Source organism: Rhodanobacter hydrolyticus, assembly GCF_044904645.1.
Genome location: NZ_JADIKK010000007.1, coordinates 252,158 through 272,774 on the forward strand (window position 1 = coordinate 252,158; position 20,617 = coordinate 272,774).

The 20,617-nt window shown below is 63.9% G+C and carries 13 protein-coding genes; 11 read left to right on the forward strand and 2 right to left on the reverse strand.

Features of this window, described 5'->3' with window-relative positions; all coding sequences use genetic code 11:
- The first annotated feature begins 118 nt into the window (after window positions 1-118).
- Together smc and zipA are read left to right on the forward strand one after the other, a co-directional pair.
- On the forward strand, window positions 119-3,628 hold the full coding sequence (gene smc, locus ISP25_RS01220) for a chromosome segregation protein SMC (protein WP_404611715.1): 3,510 nt from the start codon (window positions 119-121) through the stop codon (window positions 3,626-3,628).
- An 81-nt stretch (window positions 3,629-3,709) separates the two neighbouring features.
- Complete coding sequence (zipA, locus tag ISP25_RS01225) at window positions 3,710-4,714, forward strand: cell division protein ZipA (protein WP_404611716.1); 1,005 nt, start codon at window positions 3,710-3,712, stop codon at window positions 4,712-4,714.
- Here the strand turns inward: zipA and ISP25_RS01230 are convergent.
- The gene (locus ISP25_RS01230; protein ID WP_404611717.1) at window positions 4,684-5,061 is read right to left on the reverse strand and encodes a hypothetical protein; all 378 of its coding nucleotides are present in this window, start codon (window positions 5,059-5,061) and stop codon (window positions 4,684-4,686) included. The two genes, zipA and ISP25_RS01230, sit on opposite strands and share 31 nt — an antisense overlap.
- Window positions 5,062-5,109: 48 nt before the next feature.
- On the opposite strand from ISP25_RS01230, the gene ISP25_RS01235 reads away from it, so the two are divergent.
- From ISP25_RS01235 to ISP25_RS01275, 9 genes are all read left to right on the forward strand, one after another.
- Window positions 5,110-5,580, forward strand: coding sequence for a chemotaxis protein CheW (locus ISP25_RS01235; protein ID WP_404611719.1), 471 nt, complete (start codon window positions 5,110-5,112; stop codon window positions 5,578-5,580).
- Window positions 5,558-7,000, forward strand: a complete 1,443-nt coding sequence (locus ISP25_RS01240; protein ID WP_404611721.1) for a CheR family methyltransferase — start codon at window positions 5,558-5,560, stop codon at window positions 6,998-7,000. Before ISP25_RS01235 ends, ISP25_RS01240 begins: the two co-directional genes overlap by 23 nt.
- Window positions 6,997-7,533 (forward strand): chemotaxis protein CheW, encoded by a 537-nt coding sequence (locus ISP25_RS01245; protein ID WP_192157539.1) that lies wholly within the window; start codon window positions 6,997-6,999, stop codon window positions 7,531-7,533. The genes ISP25_RS01240 and ISP25_RS01245 overlap by 4 nt, the downstream gene beginning before the upstream one ends.
- Window positions 7,534-7,562: 29 nt before the next feature.
- Window positions 7,563-9,272: a methyl-accepting chemotaxis protein gene (locus tag ISP25_RS01250; protein WP_404611723.1), complete on the forward strand. Its 1,710-nt coding sequence runs from the start codon at window positions 7,563-7,565 to the stop codon at window positions 9,270-9,272.
- A gap of 6 nt (window positions 9,273-9,278) precedes the next feature.
- The gene (locus ISP25_RS01255; protein WP_404611725.1) at window positions 9,279-11,612 is read left to right on the forward strand and encodes a hybrid sensor histidine kinase/response regulator; all 2,334 of its coding nucleotides are present in this window, start codon (window positions 9,279-9,281) and stop codon (window positions 11,610-11,612) included.
- Entirely contained in the window at window positions 11,609-12,670 is a 1,062-nt protein-coding gene (cheB, locus tag ISP25_RS01260; RefSeq protein ID WP_404611727.1) for a chemotaxis-specific protein-glutamate methyltransferase CheB, read from the forward strand. Before ISP25_RS01255 ends, cheB begins: the two co-directional genes overlap by 4 nt.
- Window positions 12,667-15,354: a response regulator gene (locus ISP25_RS01265; RefSeq protein WP_404611728.1), complete on the forward strand. Its 2,688-nt coding sequence runs from the start codon at window positions 12,667-12,669 to the stop codon at window positions 15,352-15,354. The genes cheB and ISP25_RS01265 overlap by 4 nt, the downstream gene beginning before the upstream one ends.
- Window positions 15,329-16,549, forward strand: coding sequence for an EAL domain-containing response regulator (locus ISP25_RS01270; RefSeq protein WP_404611730.1), 1,221 nt, complete (start codon window positions 15,329-15,331; stop codon window positions 16,547-16,549). The genes ISP25_RS01265 and ISP25_RS01270 overlap by 26 nt, the downstream gene beginning before the upstream one ends.
- Before the next feature lie 568 nt (window positions 16,550-17,117).
- Window positions 17,118-19,289, forward strand: a complete 2,172-nt coding sequence (locus tag ISP25_RS01275) for a bifunctional diguanylate cyclase/phosphodiesterase (protein ID WP_404611732.1) — start codon at window positions 17,118-17,120, stop codon at window positions 19,287-19,289.
- Between the two features lie 129 nt (window positions 19,290-19,418).
- Here ISP25_RS01275 and ISP25_RS01280 read toward each other — a convergent pair whose 3' ends face one another.
- Window positions 19,419-20,495, reverse strand: a complete 1,077-nt coding sequence (locus ISP25_RS01280; protein WP_404611734.1) for an oxidoreductase — start codon at window positions 20,493-20,495, stop codon at window positions 19,419-19,421.
- Between the last annotated feature and the right edge of the window lie 122 nt (window positions 20,496-20,617).

Here is a 20,617-nt window from a genome sequence, read left to right on the forward strand (position 1 = left end):
CAACACATTTCTTCAGTGAAACATCATGTAGAAATGCGTTGCGGCACCGCCCCTCCTTTGGCACAGTGCCCTGTCGCCCAGCCCTTTGGGCGCCCTCCGATTTCCCTGCGATGACCGCATGCGCCTGACCACGATCAAACTCGCCGGCTTCAAATCCTTCGTCGATCCGACCACCTTGCATCTTCCGGCCAACATGACCGGCGTGGTGGGACCGAACGGCTGCGGCAAGTCCAACATCATCGACGCGATCCGCTGGGTGATGGGCGAGAGCGCGGCCAGCCGCCTGCGCGGCGATTCGCTCACCGACGTGATCTTCTCCGGCTCCACCTCGCGCAAGCCGGTGGGTCAGGCCACCGTCGAGCTGATCTTCGACAACGCGGACGGTACGGTGCAGGGGGAGTACGGCCAGTACGCCGAGATCTCGGTGAAGCGCCAGGTGACGCGCGACGGCCAGTCCGCCTATTTCCTCAACGGTGCGCGCTGCCGCCGCCGCGACATCACCGACCTGTTCCTCGGCACCGGCCTGGGTCCGCGCAGCTACTCGATCATCGAGCAGGGCATGATCTCGCAGATCATCGAGGCGCACCCGGAGGAACTGCGCACGCACCTGGAGGAAGCCGCCGGCATCTCCAAGTACAAGGAACGCCGCAAGGAAACCGAGAGCCGCATCAAAGCCACCCGCGAGAACCTCGATCGCGTGAAGGACGTGCGCGACGAGGTGGACAAGCAGCTCGAACAACTCAACCGCCAGGCTCGCGCCGCCGAGCGCTGGAAGGCCTACAAGGAAGAGGAAACCCGCAAGCAGGCCGAGCTGCGCGCGCTGGAATACCGCGCGCTGAAGGGCCAGCACGATGGCGAAGGGGCCGGGCTGTCCGCCGCCGAGATCGAGATCGAGAAGCAACTGGCCGGCCAGCGCGAAATCGAGGCGCAGATCGAGGCCGTGCGCGAACGCCACACCGATGCCGGCGAGCACCTGGGCTCGGTGCAGGCCGAGGTCTACAAGGTCGGCGCCGAAATCGCCCGCGTCGAACAGCAAGTACGCCACAACCGCGAAACCGCGGAGCGCCTGCAGCGCGCGCAGGGCGAGGCCGAGCGCGAACACAACGAACTGGCCGAGCACATCGCCGGCGACCGTGCACAGGTCGAAACGCTGCGCATGGCGCTGGCCGAAGGCGAACCCAGGCTCGAAGCCCTGCAGCAGATGCAGGACGACACTGCCGAGGCCCAACGCAGCGCCGAAACCAAGCTTGCCGACTGGCAGCAGCGCTGGGACACACACACCCGTACCGCCGGCGAATCCAACCGTGCGGCCGAAGTGGAGCGCACCAAGCTCAACTATCTCGATCGCCAGGCCATCGACCTCGCCAGGCGCCGTGAAGCGCTGGAAGCCGAACAGAAGGCCACCGACCTCGTCGCACTGGACGCTGCCGCCGAGCAGATGCATCTGGAGCACGACACCCAGCGCGAGAAGGTGGAATCGCTGGGCAGCCTGCTCGACCAGCACAAGAGCAACCACGAGAAGGTGCTGGAAGAGGAACGCCAGCTGCAGTCGGCGCTCAACGAGTCGCGCTCTCAGCTGCAGACGGCGCGTGGCCGACACTCCTCGCTGGAAGCCCTGCAGCACGCTGCGCTGGGCCAGGAAGAAAACGCAGCCAGCCAATGGCTGGCGCGGCTGGGCCTGGACAAGTCGCCACGCCTCGGCGAGACGCTGCAGGTGGAAGCCGGCTGGGAAACCGCGGTGGAAACCGTGCTCTCCGGCTTCATCGACAGCGTGCTGGTCGATGGCGCACACGCGTTGGCCGCGGACTTCAGTGCGCTGGAAAACGCCGATGTCGCACTGCTCGATGCCGCCGAGGGCGGTGCCAACACTGCCGGCACGTTGGCCGCGCACGTGCGAGGCCCGGCGGCGGCCATGGCCATCCTCGGTCACGTGCTTATTGCCGAGACGCTGGACGAGGCGCACCAGCGCGTTGCCGGCCTGTCCGCGCTGGCGCCGTACCAGTCGGTGATCACCCGTGGTGGCGAGTGGCTGGGCCCGGGTTGGGCACGCGTACGCCGCGCGCAAGGCAACCAGGTGGGCGTGCTGGCGCGCGAGCGCGAGATCCGCACGCTGGCCGAACAGGTCGCCGCGCTGGAAGCGCGCATCGAGGAATGCACCGCCCAGCTCGACGACCAGCGCACCCGCAAATTCGAGGCCGAACGCGCCCGCGACGACACCCAGCGCGAGCTGTACAACGCGCATCGCCGCCAGTCGGAACTCGCCGGTCAGCTGCAAAGCCATCGCGGCAAGCTGGAAACCGCCCGCGCCCGCGGCGAGAAAGTGGCCGGTGAACTGGCAACGTTGATAGAGCAACTGGACGAGCTGCAGGCGCAGACCCGCGAGGCACGCGCGCGGCTGGACGAGTCGGTCGGCCATATGGGCGACCTCGAGGACCAGCGCCGCGAACTGGAGAACGAACGCCGTGCCCTGCTGGAGGCCCGCGAGGCCGCGCGCATGAACGCGCGCGAGGCCGCCGACCAGGCTCACGCGCTGGCGCTGTCGCTGGAATCCAAGCGTTCCTCGCTGGCCTCGCTGGAACAGGCACTGGCGCGCATGGAGAACCAGTTGCGCCAGATCGAGGCGCGTCGAGGCGAGATCGCCGAACAGCTCGCCGCGGGATCCGACCCCATCGCCGAGCTCGAAGCCGAGCGGCAGACCTATCTCGACCAGCGTCTGCTGGTGGACAAGCAGTTGGTGGAAGCGCGCCGTGCACTGGAGGAATGCGATATCGCTTTCCGCCAGTTGGAACAGCGCCGGCACCTTGCCGAACAGAGCCTCGCCAACCTGCGTGAAAACCTTTCCGAAAAGCGCCTCGCCGCGCAGGCCTTGCAGTTGCGCGCCGAGCAGCTGGCCGAAGCCATCGCGGCTTCCGGCCTCGAGCTAGAAACCCTGCTCGCCGAACTGGCGGAGAACGTGGATGCCTCGGAGTGGAAACAGCAACTGGCCGAGCTCGCACAGAAGATCGTTCGCCTCGAACCAGTGAACCTCGCCGCGATCCAGCAGCACGCCGAACAGAGCGAGCGCAAGACCTATCTCGACAACCAGCTCAGCGACCTCACCAGCGCAATGGAGACGCTGGAAGGCGCGATCAAGAAGATCGACCGCGAAACGCGTGCGCGCTTCAAGGAGACCTTCGACAAGGTCAACGCCGGCGTGCAGGAGTTGTTCCCGCGCCTGTTCGGCGGTGGCCATGCCTACCTCGAACTCACCGGCGACGACCTGCTCGACACCGGCGTGGCGATCATGGCGCGGCCGCCCGGCAAGCGCCCGTCCAACATCTCGCTGCTCTCCGGCGGCGAGAAGGCGCTCACCGCGGTGGCCCTCGTATTCGCCATCTTCAACCTCAACCCCGCGCCGTTCTGCCTGCTCGACGAGGTGGACGCGCCGCTGGACGAAGCCAACGTGGGCCGCTTCTCCAGCATGGTGCGCGAGATGAGCGAGCGGGTGCAGTTCATCTTCATCAGCCACAACAAGGCCACCATGGAAGCCGCCAGCCAGCTCTGCGGCGTGACCATGCGCGAGCCCGGCGTATCGCGCCTGGTGCAGGTGGACCTGGCCGAAGCGGCTAAACTGGCGGGCACCGCGTGAGTGCCGCCTGCGGCGCCCGCGTGATTGAACTGAGGAAGTGCGTTCGCCACCCGCGGCGAACGAACCGATGAGGAACCGATGATGACGCTGCAACCCGTGCTTGCCCTTGGCTGGAACCCGGCTGTCGGCATACCGATGTTCATCGTTGGCCTGGTCGTGCTCGCCCTGGTCTGGCTGTTTGGCCAGCCGAAGAAGGAACAGCAGGGCAAGCGGCGCATGCCGCCGGGACCGGTGCCGAACAACACGGGCGGCGAACGCCGCGAACCCACGCTGGGCGAGCGCGGCGACGCCGACGGGCTTTCCTTCAGCGCCACCGATGAACTGCGTTTCGACGAAAACGCGGTGCCGCCGAAGCAGGGCGAGCTCGATGTAGGTCTGCGCGAAGAACTCGAACGCCTCGGCGCCACGCTTTCGGGCGAACGCAGCACCGGTGTGTCGCGCAGCAAGCTGGCCGGGCAGGCTGCCGCCATCGTGGATGCATTGCGTGCGCCGTCGGCCTCGGCCGAACCGGCCGCCGCGCCGGCCGGCAGCGTTCCGGCGGCGCCAGCGTCGGCTCCCGCGGGCGCTGCGCCCGTTTCCGCGCCACAGCCGAACCGGCCGCCGCCGCGCTCCGACCTCGGTCGTCGTCCTGCGCAGATGCCGGTGGAACGCATCGTCACCCTGTTCGTGGTGGCGCGCGAAGGCTCCAGTTTCCACGGCCCCGATCTGATCGTGGCCGCCGAGAAGGCAGGCCTCGAGTTCGGCGACATGGGCATCTACCATCGGCTCGCCGACGGCAAGCGCGAGCTTGGTCCGATCTTCAGCGTCGCCAACATGCTCAAGCCGGGCAGCTTCGATCTGTCCAGACTCGACGTACTGCGCACGCCCGGCCTCAGCTTCTTCATGACCTTGCCCGCGCAGCTGCCCGCGCTCGACGCATGGGACACCATGCTGCCCACCGCGCAGCGCCTTGCCGAGTTGCTGGACGGGCAGGTGCTGGACGAAGAACGCAACGCGCTCGGTCGCCAGCGCATCGCCCACATCCGCGACGAGCTGCGTGGCTGGGACCGCGACCGTCAGGGCGAGGAAATCCATTTCAGACGCTGAGCGTCCGCGGCTTTCACAATCGTGCACCGCCGGAAGCTTTCGGCGCTGTCTATCAAGGCGAGTAGGCCATCGACGGCTGGATGGTGGCCGCGCCCGATATGGGAGAGATCCAGTTCCTCGACGGCCCGGTCATTGCCGTTCGAAGAGCGGCCAGGCACAGGTGACGTGCGAGTGATGTAGGCAGCAATCAGGCTTGCCTGTGCATCGCTATTCAAGCCGATCGATTCAAGCCCGCTCACTGCGCTGCCGATAATGGCCAAGATGCGTAATGGTAAACGGCGTTTAATCGCGCTATGGTTGCCGGGCTCTAGGGGTATGGCAGTCGCTTGCAGCGAATCAACGTGCATGGACCGCCGCAGGTCGGAATCATTCTGCAAACGTGGTGGCCATCCGATATGACGGCACCGGTTTCCCTGCTTGTGTTCAAACTGGACCTGCTGCGACTGGGCGTGTCGCTGGCCGCGGTCGAGCGCGTGGAACACGCCTGTGAGGTCACTCCCTTGCCCGGGGCACCGACGGCCGTGTTGGGCGTGGTCAACCTGCACGGCCACGTGGCCGTGGTGATCGACCTGAGGCTGCGGCTGGGTTTGCCACCGCGTCCAATCAGTCCTGCGGACGCCTTCGTGGTGCTGGCGTTACCGCAGCAGTTGTTCGTACTTCCGGTCAGCGAAGCAGAAGGCGTGACTGCGGTCGATAGCGGGGATTTCGTGCCGGGGGAGGCACTGATCCAGGGCGTTGCCCAGGTACGGGGCCTGGTGAAAACGCCGGACGGCCTGTTGCTGATCGACGACCCACAGCAATTCCTCGATGTCCACGACATGAAGGCGCTGGCCAGTGCCTTGGATGCCCGACGTGCCGGGCAGTGAGTCAACCGTTCTTTGGGAAAGGGTCGGCTCGGTCGTGGAGCGGCTCTTCGGGCTGCACCTGCAGGGCGAGAAATTGCCGGATCTGAAGCGCTCGCTCAGGGGAGCGGCAAGCGAACTCGGCCTTTCCGATGTGGAGGCATGCGCACAGCTGCTGCTGTCGGAAAAGCTCGACGCCGTAGGCGTGGAAATCCTGGCCAGTCACCTCACCATCGGGGAGACCTATTTCTTCCGCGACCAGGAAGCGTTCGCCGCACTTTCGACCCATGTCCTGCCTGCGCTCATTGAGGAGCGGCGCCGCATGGACAGCCGGCAGCTGCGTATCTGGAGCGCCGCCTGCTGTACCGGTGAAGAAACCTATTCGATCGGCATCCTGCTGCGTCAACTGTTGCCGGACATCGGCAGCTGGCAAATCAATCTCCTTGGTACCGACGTCAATCCGCGCTTCCTGCGCAAGGCTGCGGAAGGGGTGTATGGCCAATGGTCGTTTCGTGGAACATCGCCGGATTTCCGCGCCCGGCATTTCCGTCAGCTGGCAGGGGGGCGCTACATACTGTCGCCTGCGATCCGGCGCATCGTCCGCTTTGCACCCTTGAACCTCGCTGACGAGGCCGCGCTGGCCAGCATGCGTGATGGCGGCTTCGACCTGATTCTCTGCCGCAACGTCCTCATGTACTTCACGCCGGCGCAGGCATCGAAGGTAGTCGAGGCACTGCATGGGGCCTTGCGCGAGGATGGCTGGCTGGCGGTCGCGCCGTGCGAGGCCTCGCAGACCCTGTTTGCCGGCTTTCGTGCAGTCCATTGCGACGGCGCGATCTTTTACCAGAAAGGCCAAGTGCAGTATCGCCGCGGAGTTGCTCCAAAAGACGAGGGCGCAACGGAGGTGACACCGGCCAAGACGCTTCCGGCGCGGGTTTACGCAACACATGAAGTGTCGTCCGGTTTTCCTAAACCAGCGACACCGCCATCTGCTCCCAAGCGGCGGCCGCCTCTCGCAAAGGCGAAGGAAACGGTACTTTCCGCGGAGGCAATCGCCGCACGGGCACGGACGTTGGCCGACCAGCGCCGCATGGACGAAGCGCTGGTCTGGTGCGATCGCTGGATAGCCGCCGAAAAACTGGACCCGACGGCCCATTATCTGAGAGGGATGATTCTTGCCGAGACGGGCAACGTGCCCGAGGCCGGCGCCGCATTCGAGCGCAGCCTGTACCTGGCACCCGATGGCGTAATGGCCGGCCTGGCGCTTGCCAATCTGGAGCGCACCCGCGGACGGGAGAAGCATGCGGCACGCCACTATCGCAATGTCCTGGCCTTGCTTGAACAGCTGCCCCCGGACGCCTACCCCGAACATGCCGAGGGTATTAGCGTGCGGCAACTGACCGCCCTGGTCAGGGACTTGATGGTCGTGGGAGACCACGCATGAACTCGTCCGATGGCCTCGACGCCTCTCATGTCATCTTGCGCGAACGTGCGCGACGGCTGGCGCAACGGCCCTCCGACAAGCCGCTCGAGGAGCAGATCGAGGTGCTCGAGTTCACTCTTGCCCACGAGCGTTACGCCCTCCTGGCCAGTCAGGTGAACGACGTGCAGCCGCTCAGGGATCTCACGCCGCTGCCTTGCACGCCATCGTTCCTTCGCGGCCTGGTCAACCTGCGAGGGCGGCTGGTGGCGGTGATCGACCTGAAGCAGTTTTTCGGTCTGCCCGAACCAGGCATCACCGACCTGCACAGGATTGTGCTGCTGCGCAGGGACGAGGTGGAAATCGGGCTGCTGGCTGACACGGTCGAAGGTGTCTCGGCCATCGGCAAGAGCCGCATCCAGCCGGCGCCGTCGACCGTGGGGGGAGTCGCAGCGGAATATATCGTGGGAGTCACGCCGGAACGGCTGGTGATACTGGACACAGACGCCATCCTCAACGATCCGCGTCTTGTCATAGATGAGGACGTGAGTTCGTAAACAACCATAGGCATCAGTAGGGGGTTGCCATGAACGGGTTCAACAACCTCAAGACCGGCACCAAGATGGTGCTCGGCCTCGGGCTTATCGTAGCGCTGCTCGTGCTGTTGGGCGTCATGGCCCAGCACGCCATGGAGGAAATTACGCAGAGCCGCAATGTAGCGGTGGAGGCGAACGCATTGGAGGCGTCGCTCAATGACGATCGCGCCGTCGTCCTGACGCTGCTCTCCATTAGCGATGCGAGCACGCGCAACAATCTGTTCGACGAGGCTGGAAAAAACGGCAGATCCGCAGCCGCCTACCTGCAAGGCATGCGCAACCTCACGCAGATGGAACCGGAACTGGAGACGATGATCGCCCAGTTCGCCGACCAATATGCGGTATATGCGCAGGTTCGCGATGGCCAGGTCCTCGACCTGCTCCGCAAAGGCCAGGTCGAGGCAGCGCGCGCTACCTCGCTGGGGGAACAGAACAGCCGTTACCTCGCCATGCGGGACCTTGCTGAAAAACTTTCGGACCGCGCCTTGACTCTCGGTACGCAGCAGGCCTCGAGTGCCCGCAGCACCTTCGCCGTCGTGGGCGTGCTGGCGTTATTGGCGGCGATAGCGATTGGCTGGTTGCTGACCCGTACGATCGCTGGCCCGCTGCGTTCGCTGACGACGGCAGCCGAACGGATCGCGATCGGCGATCTTCCTTCCGAAGAACTATCGCTGGGCCGCAGCGACGAAGTCGGACTGTTGCATCAGGCCTTCGGGCGCATGAGTCGCTCGCTGCGGCAGATGGCCGGGATAGCGCACAGCATCTCCGAGGGTGATCTTCGCGTCAGCATCGAGCCGCAATCCGAGCACGACGTACTGGGCAAGGCGTTCGCGTCGATGATCCAGAACCTGCGCAACCTGACGGCGGATCTCCACGAAGGCATCAATGTGCTGAGCAGCTCGGCGAGTGAAATTTCGACCTCGACCAGCGAACTCGCCGCCAGCGCCACCCAGACCGCCGTGGCCGTCAGCGAAACCACGACTACGGTGGAGGAGGTCCGGCAGACCGCGCAGATGTCCAGCGAGAAGGCCCGGGCAGTCTCCGATTCCGCCTTGCGGGTGGCCTCCATCTCGGAGGAAGGGCGCAAGGCTACGGATGACACCGCAGTCGGAATGGCGCGAATCCAGCAGCAGATGGAACTGATCGCTGAAAGCATGGTGCGGCTCAGCGAACAGAGCCAGGCGGTCGGCCAGATCGTGGCTACCGTCGATGATCTGACCGGACAGTCCAAGCTGCTGGCCGTAAACGCCTCGATCGAGGCGGCCAAGGCCGGCGAGCACGGCAAGGGTTTTGCCGTGGTCGCGCAGGAGGTCAAAAGCTTGGCCGAGCAGTCGCGCCAGGCCACGGCACAGGTGCGCAGCATTCTCGGCGACATCCAGCAGGCCACGAGCGCGGCGGTACTGGCGACCGAGCAGGGCAGCCACGCCGTAGCCGAAGGCGTACGCCAGTCCACGCAGGCGGGTCAGTCCATCCAGGCGCTCACCGGCAGCGTCAGCGAAGCTTCCCAGGCAGCCGTGCAGATCGCCGCATCCAGCCAGCAACAGCTGGTCGGTGTAGACCAGGTAGCCACGGCGATGGAAAGCATCAAGCTGGCGAGCAACCAGAATGTGGACAGTGCCAAGCAGATGGAAGCGGCGGCGCACGGCATCAAGCTGCTTGGCGAGAAGCTCAAGCAACTTGCCGCCGGCTACCGCCTCTAGCCGGCAATGAACGAACGCGACGCCGAATTCCTGCAACGCCTGCGAGCCGTCTTCCTGACGGAGGCGCGTGACCACCTGCTCGCTATCGGCACCGGCCTGGTGGCATTGGAAAAGGGCGGTTCACCAGTCGAACGCGGACAGCACGTGGAAGCCGTGTTCCGGCACACGCACAGTCTCAAAGGGGCGGCGCGCGCTGCAGGCTTCCCGCGGATAGAAAAGCTTTGCCAGACGCTCGAGGAAATCTTCGCGCTGTGCAAGCGGCGCGGTCGGGTGCTGCCGGCCGGCAATTTCGATGTGCTGCACCGGGCATTCGACATGGTCAGTGCCGATGTGGATGCTGGTGGCGGCACGGTACCGAACCTCTCGCCCGATGCCATTGCCGCGATGCTGACCCAGTTGGAGGCGATCGCCCGGGGCGAGGCTGCGGTCGAATGCGAGCCGGAGAGCCTGCACGAGCCCGAGTCTTCTGCCGAAGAGGCCGTCGATCAGCCGCCTGCCGTGCCCGATGTCGATACCGGTGCGGTGCCGGTGCCGGTGCTGGTGCGTGAGGTGACCAGTACTGTCCGCGTCCAGACACCGCGTCTGGATCGGGTCCTGCTCGCGGCGGAAGAACTGCTGACGGTCAAACAGGCGGGAGCCGAGCGCACTGAAGAACTGCGGCTGCTGGAGTTGCGCTTTGGTCTATGGTCCAAGCACTGGCTGGCAGCGCAGCCGGCACTGCGCCGGCTGCGGAGTCTGGTTGCCACGAGTGATCCCGGCACCCGGATCGAGCTGGAATCGGTAACCAGGGCGCTGGAATTCCTGGAATGGAATTACGGCCATCAGCGCTCCCTGGAAGGTGACGTTCGCGCCATCGCGCGATCGGCCGCGCGCGACAGCCACTTTGCCGGCAAGCAGATCGACGAGTTGCTGGACGATTCGAAGACCTTGCGGATGCTGCCGTTTTCGGCGCTCTCCGAGGCTTTGCCCAAGCTGGTGCGCGACCTCGCGCGTGACCAGGACAAGCAGGTCGACCTGCAGATTTCGGGTGAGGATGTGCAACTGGACAAGCGCATGGTCGAGTTGCTGCGCGATCCGCTGGTGCATCTGGTGCGCAATGCCTTGGACCATGGCGTCGAGCTGCCGGCGAAGCGACAGGCTGCCGGCAAACCGCCTCGCGCGACCTTGCAGGTGCAGGCTCGTCTACTGCATGGCAATCAGATAAGCATTGAAATCGCGGATGACGGTGCCGGCCTCGATCCGCAGCGGCTGCGCAAGGCGGCGCTGCGCTCCGGCGTGCTGGGTGAGGATGCCGCCAGAGAGCTCAATGACGCGCAGGCCCTGGAACTGGCCTTCCGTTCCGACGTGTCCACCAGTCCGATCATCACCGAAATTTCCGGGCGCGGGCTGGGACTCGCCATCGTGCGCGAGCAGGTCGAACGACTGGGTGGGCGAGTCGAGGTGGAGAACCGCGAGCCCTGCGGTGCGCGCTTCCGGATACTGTTGCCACAGAGCATGGCCATGCTGCGCGGCTTGTTCGTGGAGGCGTGCAACCAGGTATTTGTCCTCCCCAGCGCACATGTCGAGCGGGTGATCCAGGTGCCGCGTGCCAGCTCGAAAACCGTTGGCCAGCGCGAAACGCTGACAATCGACGGGCAAGTCGTCGCACTTGCCCGTTTGCACCAATTGCTCGAGATGCCTGCCTTTCAATCGGCAGCCGATCCCATGACCGTCGTGCTTCTGGGCGCAGGGCACCAGCGTGTGGCCCTGGTTGTTGACGAGGTGCTGCACGAGGGGGAAGTCCTGGTCAAGCGCCTGCGGCGACCGCTGGTGCGTGTGCGCAATATCGCCGGGGCTACCGTGCTGGCCTCGGGCAAGCCGGTACCGATTCTCAACGTGGCCGACCTGCTCAAGTCTGCCAGGCACACTGCCGTGCAGGCTCCGGTACGGCCGGAGGCAAAGGAAGGCGGCCGGCCGCTTGCACAACGGGTGCTGCTTGCCGAGGATTCGATCACCTCCAGACTGCTATTGAAGGGCATCCTGGAGTCCGCCGGCTGCAAGGTGAGGGCGGTGGCCGACGGCATCGAGGCCTTCACGGCATTGCGCAGCGAATCGTTCGACCTGTTGGTTTCCGACATCGAGATGCCGCGGTTGAACGGCTTTGACCTGACCTTGCGCATACGCGCCGACCACAAGCTTGCCGATCTCCCGGTCGTGCTGGTCACCGCGTTGTCCCGGCGCGAGGATCGCGAGCGCGGTATCGACGTGGGCGCAAATGCCTATATCGCCAAAGGCAGCTTCGATCAACGTGAATTGCTGGAGGCAGTGCGCCGCCTGGCCGGTGCCCGGGAATCCTCGTGAACAGAAATCGCATCAGCGTCCTCGTGGTAGACGACTCGGAAGTCATCCGGATGCTGCTGGTGCACCTGATCGAACAGGATCCTGCGTTGCGCGTGGCTGGGGCTGTCGGGAGAGGCGACCAGGCGGTGGCCTTCGTGCAGGCCAATCCGCCGGATGTGGTGCTGATGGACATTCAGATGGACGGCATGGACGGATTTGAGGCGACACGCCGCATCATGGAGACCCAGCCCGTTCCGATCGTGATGTGTTCGGCGGTGACCGACGTTTATGCCGTGGCAACCGCCTTCCACGCCTATGATGCTGGCGCCGTGGCCTTGCTGGAAAAGCCGGTCGGCGACAGTCATCCCGACGCTGTGCGTCTGGGCAGGGAACTGCTGCAGACCCTGCACCTGATGTCGGAGGTGAAGGTGGTGCGGCGTTGGGCCCGCAAACCGCAGGCACAGGCGTCGCAACCCCCATCGTCGTCCAGTCGCATCCAGTTCGTGGGCATCGGTGCTTCCACCGGAGGGCCGCCGGCCTTGCAGGCGGTTTTGGGGCGGCTGGACAAGGATTTCCCTGTGCCGATCGTGATAGTCCAGCACATCAGCGCCGGGTTCCTGCCTGGCCTGTCGGAATGGCTGGGGCAAACCACGGCGATGCGCGTGCAGATCGCAGCGCACGGCATCGAGGCGCGCCCGGGCCATGCCTACCTCGCACCCGACGACTTCCATCTGACCGTGGGCGAGCATCGTCGGCTGCGGCTCGAGAAAGCATCGCCGGTACACGGACTTCGACCTGCCGTGGATACCCTGTTCCATTCGATCTCCAGGCAATGCGGGCCCAACGCCGTGGGCGTTCTGCTGACAGGCATGGGGAAGGATGGAGCCCAGGGCCTCCTGGCGATGCGCGACTCGGGCGCGATCACCCTCGTGCAGGACAAGGCCACTTCGGTGATCTACGGCATGCCCGGCGAAGCTGTGGCGCTTGGAGCGGCCAGCCAGGTCCTGCCACTCGACAGGATCGGCGAAGCCCTGCAACGCGTCATCCAACCGCATTCCTACCCCAAGGCGCTTCCGTGAACAGCAAGCAAGCTAGTGGCGGCGACGCAGTCGAGATCCTGGTCGCCGAAGACAGCTCCACCCAAGCCCTCAGCCTGCAGTATCTGCTGGAACAGCAGGGCTACCGGGTGACTATCTGCCAAAACGGCCGTCTGGCGTTGGCCGAGGCAAAACGGCACAAGCCGGACTTGATCATCAGCGACATCGTCATGCCGGAAATGGATGGCTACGGCCTTTGCCGCGCAGTCAAGTCGGACGCCGACCTGAACGATGTGCCGTTTCTGCTGGTCACTACGCTCAGTAATCCGGAAGACGTTCTCAGCGGTCTTGAAGCGGGTGCCGACAGCTTCATCCTGAAGCCTTACGACGATACCTTCCTGCTCAACCGCGTGAATTTCGTGCTGTTGCACCGCCGGCTTCGCCAGTCCGATCGCGCCGACATGGGGGTCGAGATCAGCTTCAAGGGACGCAGCCACTTCATCACGTCCAATCGCCTGCAGATCCTCAACCTGCTGTTGTCCACCTACGAAGCAGCCATCCAGCGAAACGACGAGTTGCGTCGTTCGGAAGAGGAGTTGCGCGAGGCCAACATCGCCCTTTCTGCGGTCAACGAACGTCTTGAGGAAGAGATCCGCCAGCGCCAGGCCATGGAGAAGCAACTGGCCGCCGCCAAGCAACAGGCGGAAATTGCCAACGAAGCGAAATCCGCTTTCCTGGCCACCATGAGCCACGAGATCCGCACGCCCATGAACGGCATCGTGGGCATGGTCGATGTGCTGGCGCACAGCAAGTTGTCCGAGTATCAGACTGACGCCGTGCGCACGGTGAAGGAATCCGCGTTTGCACTCCTGCACCTGATCGACGATTTGCTGGATTTCTCCAAGATCGAAGCCGGCAAGCTCGAGCTGGAGCTCACGCCGACCAGCCTGTGCGACACGGCCGAAGCCGTCTGCGACACCTTGAGCGCGCTGGCCGATCGCAAGGGCGTGGATCTGTTCGTGTTCGTCTCGCCCGAGGGGCCGGCCCAGGTCCTTGCCGATCCGGTGCGCCTGCGCCAGATCATGTACAACCTGGTGGGCAATGCCATCAAGTTCAGCAGCAGCGAGCGGGAGCGGCGGGGGCGCGTCGACATCCGCGTGGAAGTGAGCCGCCAGCAACCCTTGCAGATCGCCTTCAAGGTCAGCGACAACGGTATTGGCATTCCCCGGGAGGCACGCGCCCACCTGTTCGAGTCGTTCCGCCAGGCCGAGGTATCGACCACCCGGCGCTTCGGTGGCACCGGTCTCGGCCTCGCCATCTGCAAGCGCCTGGTCGACTTGATGCAGGGTGAAATCCTCGTTGACAGCATACCGCGCATCGGCACGACCTTTACCGTCCATCTGCCCTTCGAAGCCGTGGCCGGTGCTGCTGCTCCGGGAGTTCCTGATTTGTCGGGAGTGGAGTACGTCATTGTCGATGGCCAGAACGCCCGTGCGGACGACCTGCGCAGCTACCTCCAGTACGCGGGAGCACAGGTAACCGTGGTGACGGACGATGAGGACGCGGTACGGATCTGCGCCGATGCGACCAAACCGATAGTGCTCGTGCACGGTGGCATCGACGAGGCGGGCCGCGCGGCATGGCTGGACCGGTTCGATGCCCAGCCGAACGTGCACCACCTGCTGGTGTCGAAGGGGCGCCGCCGCGTGGCGCGTCTGGTGAGCGCCGGCGTGGTGACGATGGACGGCAATCTGCTGCGTCGGCGCTCGCTGCTGCATGCCGCGGCTGCCGCGGCGGGGCTGGCGTCGCCCGCTACGGAACAATGGCGCTCTTCCAGCCAGCCGGAACCCGAGGCCAGCGCACCCACCATCACCCAGGCGCGCGCATGCGGACAATTGATCCTGGTGGCGGAAGACGACATCACCAACCAGAAAGTGCTGTTGCGGCAGTTGAACCTGCTGGGCTACTCGGCCGAGTTGGCCAAGAACGGGCGCGAAGCGTTGGAGCTCTGGCGCCGCGGCCGCTATGCAATGTTGCTCACCGACCTGCATATGCCAGTGCTGGACGGATACGGGCTGGCTGCCGCCATTCGCCTCGAAGAGCCGCCGCAAAGCCATTCCCCGATCATTGCCCTGACGGCAAACGCCTTGCGCGGCGAAGCCAGCCGTGCGCTCGCGGCGGGAATGGACGACTACCTGACCAAGCCGCTGCAACTGCCTGCGTTACGCAAATTGCTGGAGCAATGGTTGCCGCCGCCCGTAACCAAGGAGGGTCGCCAGGATGCCGAACCTCAGCAGACCGAGCCTGCGCAGGATCGACCGACACTGGACATCAATGTGCTCAAGAACTTGATCGGCGACGAGCCGGCGCTGTTGTACGTGTTGCTCAAGGACTTCCTCGACGCGCTGATGACGGGAATGGCCGCTATCCGGAAGGCGGCGGCGGGAGATGATTTCGGTGAAGTGGGTGCGATGGCGCATCGGCTCAAATCTTCGTCGCGCAGCGTCGGGGCTCTTCAAGTAGGTGACATTTGCGCCGAACTAGAGAACAGTTCGCTTCTTGGTGACAAGGCGGTCACGGTAGGGGCCGTCGCGAACTTCGAAGCAGCAGCCGGGGAGCTGCTGCTGAAACTGCGGGAACAGCTGCATGAGCTGGAGTCCCGCCTGGATGCAAATTCGAATGTTTCCGGATGGAACGGCGATGAAAGCCCTACTGGTAGACGATGACCCTTTTATCCTGAAACTGCTTTCCCTTCAGTTGCGGACAGTCGGGATGCAAGTGGAGATGATCTGTCACAGCAGCGGGCAGGCCGCCCTGGATCTGCTGGAACATGATCGGGACATCGGGATCGTCTTCTGCGACTTGCAGATGCCCGGGATGGATGGCGTGGAATTCGTCCGCCATCTCGTACGCCTCGCGTACGCCGGCAGTCTGGTGCTGGTCAGTGGTGAAAATCCCCGGACGCGGCAGGCCGTGGAGCAGTTGGCCCGTGCGCATGGCTTGCATGTGCTTGGAACCCTGGGCAAGCCGGTGACCACGGAGTCATTGCTTCAAGTGCTGGCTACGGGCAATCCTGCGTCTCCCTCGCCGGATTCGGCTACTCCAGCGCCACGCTATACACCGGCCGAACTCCAGCGGGCCATCTCCCAAGGGGAATTGCGCAACCACTATCAGCCGAAAGTGGAACTGACGACCGGCAAGGTGGTTGGCTTGGAGGTACTCGCACGCTGGCAGCATCCGCGAGATGGCCTGGTGATGCCCTGCCATTTCATTCCGATGTCCGAGGAGCACGGGCTGGTGGGCCCGCTGAGTGTCGAGGTGACGCGTAAGGCGTTGCATGATCTGCGGCACTGGCTGGACGCCGGCCACCGATTCGATTTGGCCATAAATGTGCCTTTGGGTAGTGTTTCGTCGCTCGACTACCCGGAAATCCTGCTTGAGCAAGCGCACGTTGCCGGGGTGCCGATGCACCATCTCGTATTGGAGATCACCGAGACGCAGTTGATGGATGACCCCCAGGTACAACTGGATGTGCTGAGCAGGCTGCGCCTCAAGCAGGTCAAACTTTCCATCGACGATTTCGGCACCGGGTACTCCTCTCTGGCCCAATTGCGTGACCTGCCGTTCGACGAACTGAAAATAGATCGCGGCTTTGTCCATGGGGCGAGCCATAACGCTTCTTTGCGTGCCATCCTCGAAGCCAGCCTTGGCCTGGCACGCGACATGGGCTTGCGCACGGTCGCCGAAGGCGTGGAAGACCGTGAGGACTGGGATCTCCTGCGGGCGGCTGGCTGCGACATGGTGCAGGGCTACTTGGTCGCCAAGCCGATGCGCGGAGATCAGGTTGACGGTTGGCTGGCCGAGTGGGAAACCCGCCGAAGTACCTTGATTCCTCCTGCTTCCGAAGCAAGAGAACATTAGGCTGCGACCTGGCGCCCGAGGCCGAGCAACGTCGGCTAGCGCGACAGGACGTCTTGCCGGGCAGGGTAGTGGCGAATCTGTTTCTGGCAGCACCGCCGGCGGCTCATCCATCTAGGGCAGGGCATGGCCGCTTTCGACTTGCCGGTTCCGCAGTGCTGAAGTGACACTTCCTGGCCGACGATGAGCAACCGTCAAGGTATCGATCGGCTTCGATCGCAGCTGGCTGCCGAAAGAAAGTCGCCGGTCCTGAGCGTAGCGTCATCTGAAAATAGTAGGCGCGGGCGGTGCGGATTTCTCGTAATCTGGTCCAGGGGAGGAGGCATCCACGTCCGTGCCGGATATCCGCCGCGAATACGGCACCGGTTAGCTGTCCCGCCAACGGAATCGGGCTCACCTCAATCCCTGCCCAGCCTTGCGGTGTCAGACACCAGGATAAGGGGGAAGCGCAGTGCGAGTCCCGGGTTCATTTCTGAAGACACCGGCCCTTTTCATCATCTCGGGAATCGCCATCACGCTCGCCACCACGAGCGTGATGGCCTTGTCGCTTTATCAGATGCGACGGGACGCGATGTCACAAGCACGCGATGCTACCGGGAACCTGGCCAGTTCTCTGGAGAAGGAAACCGAGCGCAACCTCGACATCTTCAGACTTGCCATGCGCGAAGTGGAGACCTGCATCGAGACGCCTGCGCTCGAGGGTCTCCCTCCGGATGTCCGGCAGCTCGCGGCATTCGGCACGATCAGGGACGCCAAGCAACTCGGCACGCTGTTCGCGACCGATGCGGCCGGCAACTTCATTCTCGACTCACGCTCGCCTGCGCCGCGGAAGTTGAATGTAAGCGACCGCGACTACTTTCTGGTCCAGCAGCAGAACAAGGACGTCGGCCTCTATCTAAGCAAGCCCTTCATCTCGAGGTCCAGTGATTCCAGGCAGCCAACCATTGCGCTGAGCCTCCGGCTCGACAAGGAAGATGGGCAGTTCGCCGGTATTGTCGCCGGCACGCTTCGCCTCAATTACTTCCATGAAATGTTCAAGGACGCGATCCTTGGCGAGCACGGCACCATCACGCTGTTGCGCACCGACGGCACGGTCCTGATGCGTCAGCCGTACCATCCAGGCGACGTAGGCAGCACGCTGGCAGGGGGCCACTCGTTTCCGCCACTGGTCCAGTCAGCTCAGGGGAGCTACGTCGATATCGCCGTGCTCGACCACGTGGAACGGTTGTACAGCTTCAAGCACATCGGCAAATACCCGCTGATCGTCGTGGTCGGCTTCGCGACCGAGGACATCTACGCTGGGTGGCACAGACGTGCCATCACCATCGGTGCCGTCACGGTGGTGATCGACGTGCTTTCCATCTGGTTGTCGCTGATGTTCGCCAGCCTGTTGCATCGAAGGCTTGGAATGGAACGCCAACTGCAGCAACTGGCCAGGTTTGATTCGTTGACGGGCCTGCCCAACCGGATACAGCTGCAACGGGAGGCAAGCCGCGTACTCGCGCACGCGAAACAGAATGCCTCGAATTTCGCCACGCTGTTCATCGACCTGGACCGTTTCAAGCGCGTGAACGACACCCAAGGTCACGCCGTCGGCGATGAAGTGCTGCGCAAGATCGCGGAGCGCCTTCGCGAACATTTCCATACCGGGGATTCGATCAGTCGCCTCGGTGGCGACGAATTCCTGGCCATTCTGCAGGATTGCGACGTGCTGAAGGCCATGCATGCCGCCGGACGCATCCTGCAGACGATCCGCCAGCCCGTTGTTCTCGATTCGGAACAGGACACCAGCATCACGATCAGTGCCAGCATCGGCATCTCGATGTATCCGTACGACGGGCAGAACACCGATGTCCTGCTGCGCAACGCGGACCTCGCGATGTACCAGGCCAAAAGCAGCGGCCGCAACAGGATCCATTTCTATGCGCCGGAATACGAGCGCAAGGCGAGGGAACACCTCGACCTGGAGATCGCCCTGCAACATGACCTCAAGGCACAGGCGCTCAGCGTTGCCTATCAGCCCAAGGTCGACGCGATGGGCATTCTGTACGGAGCGGAAGCCCTGGTTCGCTGGCGCAACGACAAGATGGATTTCGTTCCGCCGGACTATTTCATCCCCATCGCGGAAGAGAGCGGACTGATTGCGGAGCTGGACGCCTGGGTGCTTGGCGAGGCCTGCCGCCAGCTTGCCGCGTGGCGGGCAGGGGGTTTAGAGGTGCCAAGCATCTCGGTGAACGTATGCGCCATGGATCTCAAACGGCAGGGCTATCCTGACTTTGTCGCCCGGACGCTGGAGGCTCACGGCCTTGCTCCGGGAGACCTCATCCTGGAGATGACCGAACGCGTGATGTTCGACGAGGCAACCGACGATATCCGGACATCCATCGACGAAATCCACGCGATGGGTGTCATGCTCGCCATCGACGACTTCGGCACGGGCTATTCGTCGCTGAACTACCTGCACCGGTTTCCCATCAAGGAGCTCAAGATCGACAAGAGCTTCGTCCAAGGCATCGGTGACAACGCCAAGTCCGAATCCCTCGCGCAAACCATCATCAACATCGGCAAGACCTTGAAACTGACGGTCGTTGCCGAAGGCATAGAGACGCAAGCGCAAAGAGATTTTTTGTGCCGACACAATTGTGACCTGTACCAGGGTTACCTGTTTTCACCGCCACTGTCGCCGGACGACTTTGCGCTCTGGGCAACAGGGCAGAGCGGACTCATCCGTCCAGACGAATGACGTGCCCAATGACGCTGCAGAGTGGCGCAGGTTGTGGATACGGAGTATCCAGTCGAGAGTCAGAGAGGGTGCTTACAAGGGTTTGCATTGGCAGCACCACGCCTTGCGGTACGGCACGGCATCGCAGGCTCAGTGGCTTGGCCACGCACCGCGTTCCGCTGCGCTCAGCTCCAATACGACGGATTTCCCTTCCGTGGCTGACACCATCGCCGCTTCGATCACCGCCATCACGGTAATGGCCTGCCGTGGCGGGACCGGGTTGGGGCCGCGCCCTTGTACCGTGTCACGGAAGGCGGCGTAGTAACGGCTCTGGTCGCCACGGGGTGGGGCAAGCGGCTCGGCGCGGCCGTTGCCGTCGTACAGCAGCAGGTTGTCCGTGTCCTCGCCCCAGCCTGCATCGCCCGGCCGCATGCCAGCGAGCAACTGCGTCTCCTGCGGATCGATCTTCTGCTTCACCACGCTGCCTTGCGTGCCGTGCACGATGAAACGAGGGCTGCCACCGGCCACCAGCATGCTGGCATGCAGGATCACCCGTCGTTGGTCGTACTCGAGTACCACATGCGCCCAATCAACGGCTTCGCCACCGTCGCGCTGCATGGCGAGGCTGGCCTGGACACGGTCAGGCACGCCAAACAGGCACAACGCCTGATCCACCAGGTGTGGTCCCAGGTCATACCAGAGCCCACTGCCTGCGACCGCCTGTTCGCGCCAGCGCGCACGCACCTGCGGGCGAAAGCGGTCGATACGCGATTCAAAATGCGTGACCTTGCCCAGCCGGCCGGACTCCATCAATTGCCGCACGCCGAGGAAACCGGTATCCCAGCGACGATTCTGGAATACCGACAGCACGCGCCGTTCGCGTTCCGCGATGGCAACTAGTTCGCGCGCCTGGGCCAGATCGAGCGCAAAGGGCTTGTCGACCACCACATGCTTGCCGGCTTCCAGTGCGGCGCGCGCCAGCGGCACATGCGTGTCGTTGGGCGACGCGATCACGACCAGATCCAGCCGCGGGTCGACGAAGGCAGCGGCCGCATCGGCGACGACATCGACGTCAGGCAAGTCCGCATGGACCTTGCCGGCATCGCGCGAGACCACCGTATCCAGTACCAAACCGGGAACGCTACAGATCAGCGGTGCATGGAAAGTCTTGCCGGCGAAACCGTAACCGACCAAGGCCACGCGCAGCGGAGCGGTGGAGTCATGCATAGCGGGTCCGGAAACCGAGGGGTGCCGCGATGATAGGCCACGCGTGCCAGCGGGCCAGCTGGTAGATGAGCCTCTGGTGGCAGTTTCGTTATTTTACATAATATACATTATGCGAAAGGACG

Excerpts from the sequence above, each read along its gene's own strand:
- smc (WP_404611715.1), top strand. The coding sequence starts at position 119 with ATGCGCCTGACCACGATCAAACTCGCCGGCTTCAAATCCTTCGTCGAT.
- zipA (WP_404611716.1), top strand. The coding sequence starts at position 3,710 with ATGACGCTGCAACCCGTGCTTGCCCTTGGCTGGAACCCGGCTGTCGGC.
- ISP25_RS01230 (WP_404611717.1), bottom strand. The coding sequence starts at position 5,061 with ATGCACGTTGATTCGCTGCAAGCGACTGCCATACCCCTAGAGCCCGGC.
- ISP25_RS01235 (WP_404611719.1), top strand. The coding sequence starts at position 5,110 with ATGACGGCACCGGTTTCCCTGCTTGTGTTCAAACTGGACCTGCTGCGA.
- ISP25_RS01240 (WP_404611721.1), top strand. The coding sequence starts at position 5,558 with ATGCCCGACGTGCCGGGCAGTGAGTCAACCGTTCTTTGGGAAAGGGTC.
- ISP25_RS01245 (WP_192157539.1), top strand. The coding sequence starts at position 6,997 with ATGAACTCGTCCGATGGCCTCGACGCCTCTCATGTCATCTTGCGCGAA.
- ISP25_RS01250 (WP_404611723.1), top strand. The coding sequence starts at position 7,563 with ATGAACGGGTTCAACAACCTCAAGACCGGCACCAAGATGGTGCTCGGC.
- ISP25_RS01255 (WP_404611725.1), top strand. The coding sequence starts at position 9,279 with ATGAACGAACGCGACGCCGAATTCCTGCAACGCCTGCGAGCCGTCTTC.
- ISP25_RS01270 (WP_404611730.1), top strand. The coding sequence starts at position 15,329 with ATGAAAGCCCTACTGGTAGACGATGACCCTTTTATCCTGAAACTGCTT.
- ISP25_RS01275 (WP_404611732.1), top strand. The coding sequence starts at position 17,118 with ATGTCACAAGCACGCGATGCTACCGGGAACCTGGCCAGTTCTCTGGAG.
- ISP25_RS01280 (WP_404611734.1), bottom strand. The coding sequence starts at position 20,495 with ATGCATGACTCCACCGCTCCGCTGCGCGTGGCCTTGGTCGGTTACGGT.